Origin of the sequence: Stenotrophomonas sp. (genome assembly GCF_032103445.1) — a bacterium.
GTDB lineage: Bacteria > Pseudomonadota > Gammaproteobacteria > Xanthomonadales > Xanthomonadaceae > Stenotrophomonas.
In genome coordinates this window covers 1-4057 of the sequence record NZ_DAMDFR010000134.1, presented here as the reverse complement: position 1 = coordinate 4057, position 4057 = coordinate 1, and the positions used below count along the sequence as shown (strand labels likewise).

The following is a 4057-nucleotide window of genomic DNA, read 5'->3' as shown; positions in this document are numbered from 1 at the left end:
CGTCGGCCAGCGCCACGCCGTAGTCGTAAAGGCCCAGCGGCAGCAGGCCTACACAATCGGGCTGACGCCAGATCTCCACCGCGCGGGCAAAGTCCTCCACGGCCTGCGCGGTGTCGCCGCGCTCGCGCGCCAGGTGGCCCATGGCGTTCCAGCTGGCCCCGGTGTCGCGGTGCCGTTCGCCCAGCGCCTGCCGGGTCAGCCGATGCACTTCCTGCAGGGTCGCTTCGGCCTCGGCCAGGTCGCCGCGCTGCAGCGCCAGCGTGCCGCGCAGGCGGCGGATGCCCAGGGTTTCCGGGTGGTCGGGGCCGTACAGGCCAAGCGCGTCGTTCCACGCCATGTGCAGGTGCTGCGAGGCCGCGTCCAGGTCGCCCTGCGCGGCCAGCGTTTCCCCCAGGTGGCGGCGCAGGGTGACCCGCTGCGGGTCGCGCTCGCTGGTGCGCAGCTGCAGCAGTTGCAGCGCCTGCCGATAGCCCGCCAATGCGGCCTGCGTACGGCCCTCGTCGCTGTCCAGCGCGGCCAGGTCGGCCAGGCTTTCGGCCGTGCTGGTGGTGTCCTTGAGCACGTCGCGGCGCAGGGTCAACGCCTGGGTGAAGGCCTCGCGTGCGGGCCGCCGGTAACCCAGCAGCTGCTGGCAGCGGCCCAGCTGGGCGTGGTACTCGGCCACCAGCGACGGGAATGCCTGCTGGTACTGCGCGGCCAAGGCCTGCATGGGGGCCAGGTGGGCCACGCATTCGCGCGAGCGTCCCAGCATGCGCAGGGCGCGGCCGCGCTGGGTGACCGCTTCCACCTGCAGCTCCGGCGGCACGTTGTCGACCTGCTCCAGCAGCGCGCGCTGGCGGTCCAGGGTCTGCAGCGCCAGCTGGTAATCGCCAAGTCCAATGCGCAGCCGCCCGATCACGCCTTCCAGGTCCGCCAATGGCAAGGGCTGGTCGGCCAGCTCCGCTTCCCCGCGCTGCTGCCCGGTCGCCAGCATCTGGCGGACGTCGAAGCTGCCATGGCGCGCACTGGCCGCGCGGTCGAACAGGCCGATGGTGAAGTCCTGCATGGCCTGCGCACGCGCTATCTCGCGCCGCGCCTGCTGCATCTGCCAAAGCGCCAGCACCGCCAGCGCCAGCAGGGCCAGTATGCTCACCGCGCTCAGCGCCACGCCCCAGCGGTGTCGCCCGAGGTACTTGCGCAGCCGGTACAGCGCGCGCTGCGGGCGCGCGTGAATGGGACGGCCCTCCAGGAAACGCTGCACGTCCTGCGACAGCGCCTCCACCGAGGCGTAGCGCTGCGCGGGCTCCTTCTGCAGCGCCTTGAGCAGGATGGTGTCCATGTCGCCACGCAGGCGGCGCGCCAGGCGGCGGATGGCGGCGGTCGGTTCGGGGTCGGGCCCCTCCCTGCGCAACAACAGGCTCGAGGCACGCGGGGCGTTCACCTCCAGAATCGAGCGCTCCCATTCGGCGTCACTGAGGCGGCGCAGCCGATACGGCTTGCGCCCGGTGATGACCTCGAACAGCACGACGCCCAGCGAGTACACGTCGGTCAGCGTGGTCACCGGTTCGCCACGCACCTGTTCCGGTGCAGCGTAGTGCAGGGTGAAGGCACGCGCTTCGGTGGGCGGGTGCGCGCCCGGATCGCGCGGCTGCTCGTCATCAAGCAGCTTGGCGATGCCGAAATCCAGCAGTTTCACCTCGCCGTCGGCGGTAACCAGAATGTTCGAAGGCTTGAGGTCACGGTGCACGATCAGGTTGGCGTGGGCGTGGCTGACCACCGCGCACACCTGCAGCATCAGCTTCAAGCGGCGCTCCAACGGCAGTTGCAGGCGTTGGCAGTAGTCGGTGATCGGCTCACCTTCGACATAGGCCAGCGCCAGGTAGGGCTGGCCCTGCAGATCGATGCCGGCGTCCAGCAGCTGGGCCAGGTGCGGGTGCTGCAGGCGCGCCAGAATCTCGCGTTCGCGGCTGAAGCGCTGGCGCAGGCCGGGATCGGCATAGCCGCTGCGCAGCAGCTTCAGCGCGACCTGGCGTTCGTACAGCCCATCGGCGCGCTCGGCCAGCCAGACTTCCCCCATGCCACCCTCGCCCAGCCTGCGCAGCAGGCGGTAGGGGCCGATGCGCGTGCCCTCACGGCTGTCTTCCGGTGCAGCCGTCCACAACGGCTGGGCCATGAAATCGTGGCTGTCGGCTTCATGCTGCAGCAGCCGCTCCACTTCCCCGGCCAGGGTCGGGTCGGACGCATGCAACCGGGCCAGGCGCGCGGCGCGCTGGTCGGGGGGCAACTCCAGCAACTGATCCAGCAGCGACGACAACTGCTGCCAGCGCCCTGCTTCCATACGATCGATCTCCGACCGCCGTTGAACCGCTCAGTCTTCGCGCACCGACGCCAGCAGGAACAGCCGCGCCTTCTGCCAATCACGGCGAATGCTGCGTTCCGAGCGCTGGCAGAGGTCGGCGATTTCCTGTTCCGACAACCCGGCGAAATAGCGCAGCTCGACCACCTTGGCCAGGTGCCCATCCACCGCCTGCAGCCGCGCCAGCGCCACGTCCAGCGCCAGCAGATCTTCGTCCAGGCGCACGCCGCTGCTGCTGTTTTCGGGAATCTCCGCCACCCGCTTCAGGTCGCCGCCACGCTTGCGTGCCAGCCGGTTGCGGGCGTAATCCACCACCACGCTGCGCATGGCCGAGGCCGCATAGGCGAAAAAGTGCGCGCGGTCTTCAAAGCGTGCCGCACCGCGTGCGCCCAGCAGCTTCAGGTAGGACTCGTGCACCAGCGAGGTGGCGTCCAGGGTGCGGCCCTGCTGGCCGGCCAACTGGCGTCGGGCCATGGTGTGCAGCTCCTGGTACAGCAGGGTCAGCACCCGATCCAGCGCGGCACGGTCGCCCGAGCGGGCCGAATCCAGCCATACCGTGATATCCGGGCCTTCGTCCATGCCAAACCCCCGCCGGTGACGTTGGCCCGACTATAGCGCCCGCGTGGGCCTAAAAGTGCGACTCAGCGCTGACAATGGCTGCACCACACACTGGCGCGCTGGCCAATGGTGGCGTGGCGGAGCGGCCGCCCGCACTGCCGGCAGGGTTCGCCTTCACGCCCGTAAACCAGCAGCTCCTGCTCGAAGTAGCCAGGTGCACCATCCGGGTTGATGAAATCACGCAGGGTGGTGCCGCCGCGGGTGATGGCATGGCCAAGGATCAGCTTCACCGCCGCGCCCAGGCGCTGGTAGCGCTCGCGCGAGATCTTGCCGGCTTCACGCAGCGGGTTGATGCCGGCCATGAACAGGCTTTCGGCGGCATAGATGTTGCCCACCCCGACCACGATCCCCTGGTCCATCAGGAAGGTCTTCACCGGGGCCTTGCGGCCACGGCTGCGCTGGAACAGGTAGTCACCGTCGAAGACGTCGTCGAGCGGTTCCGGGCCGAGCCCGGCCAGCAGTTCGTGGGTCTGCCCCGCCGGTTGCCAGAGCAAGCTGCCGAACCGGCGCGGGTCGTTGAAGCGCAGCAGGCGGCCGTTGTCGAGGCTGATGTCGACGTGGTCGTGCGCCCGCACGGGGGTGTCGCCCGGCAGCACCCGCAGGCTGCCGGACATGCCCAGGTGCAGCACCGCACTGCCGATGGCCGTGTCCAACAGCAGATACTTCGCGCGGCGACGTACGCCTTCGATCGCCTGGCCCGGCAGCAGCGTGCTGATTTCATCCGGAATCGGCCAACGCAGGTCCGGCCGGCGCAGGATCACGCCGTGGATGCGGCGGCCTTCCAGGTGCGGCGCGAGGCCACGACGGGTGGTTTCGACTTCGGGCAGTTCGGGCATGGGGGGATTCTACCCGTGCTGACGTGACACGCATGGTGTGTCACTACGGGACGGGATCATGGGCGCCTCGCGTAGGGACGCGCCATGCGCGTCCGCTCTTCGTTCCGGCATCGCGAACGCCTGACCCACGTCTTCGGTCAACGATAAACGCCGGCCGCAACCTGGTGCCGTGTTGATCGTGCCTTCGGGCGCTTGTGCCGCGCTGTGCGCGGTTGACACGCATGGCGTGTCACTTGTGTCTCGGACTGGGCCCTGATCAGGCACAATC

3 protein-coding genes are annotated in these 4057 nt (G+C 69.4%); all 3 read right to left on the bottom strand.

Features of this window, described 5'->3' with window-relative positions; all coding sequences use genetic code 11:
* The coding region (locus tag RT551_RS21370; protein WP_313462203.1) for a protein kinase at positions 1-2317 on the bottom strand (2317 nt) is incomplete at its 3' end.
* A gap of 30 nt (positions 2318-2347) precedes the next feature.
* The gene (locus tag RT551_RS21365; RefSeq protein WP_311193225.1) at positions 2348-2914 is read right to left on the bottom strand and encodes an ECF-type sigma factor; all 567 of its coding nucleotides are present in this window, start codon (positions 2912-2914) and stop codon (positions 2348-2350) included.
* A gap of 62 nt (positions 2915-2976) precedes the next feature.
* Positions 2977-3789, bottom strand: a complete 813-nt coding sequence (gene mutM / locus RT551_RS21360; RefSeq protein WP_313462199.1) for a bifunctional DNA-formamidopyrimidine glycosylase/DNA-(apurinic or apyrimidinic site) lyase — start codon at positions 3787-3789, stop codon at positions 2977-2979.
* Between the last annotated feature and the right edge of the window lie 268 nt (positions 3790-4057).

What these genes read in the sequence shown, in the direction of transcription:
- RT551_RS21365 (WP_311193225.1), bottom strand. Translation starts at nt 2,914, where the DNA reads ATGGACGAAGGCCCGGATATCACGGTATGGCTGGATTCGGCCCGCTCG.
- mutM (WP_313462199.1), bottom strand. Translation starts at nt 3,789, where the DNA reads ATGCCCGAACTGCCCGAAGTCGAAACCACCCGTCGTGGCCTCGCGCCG.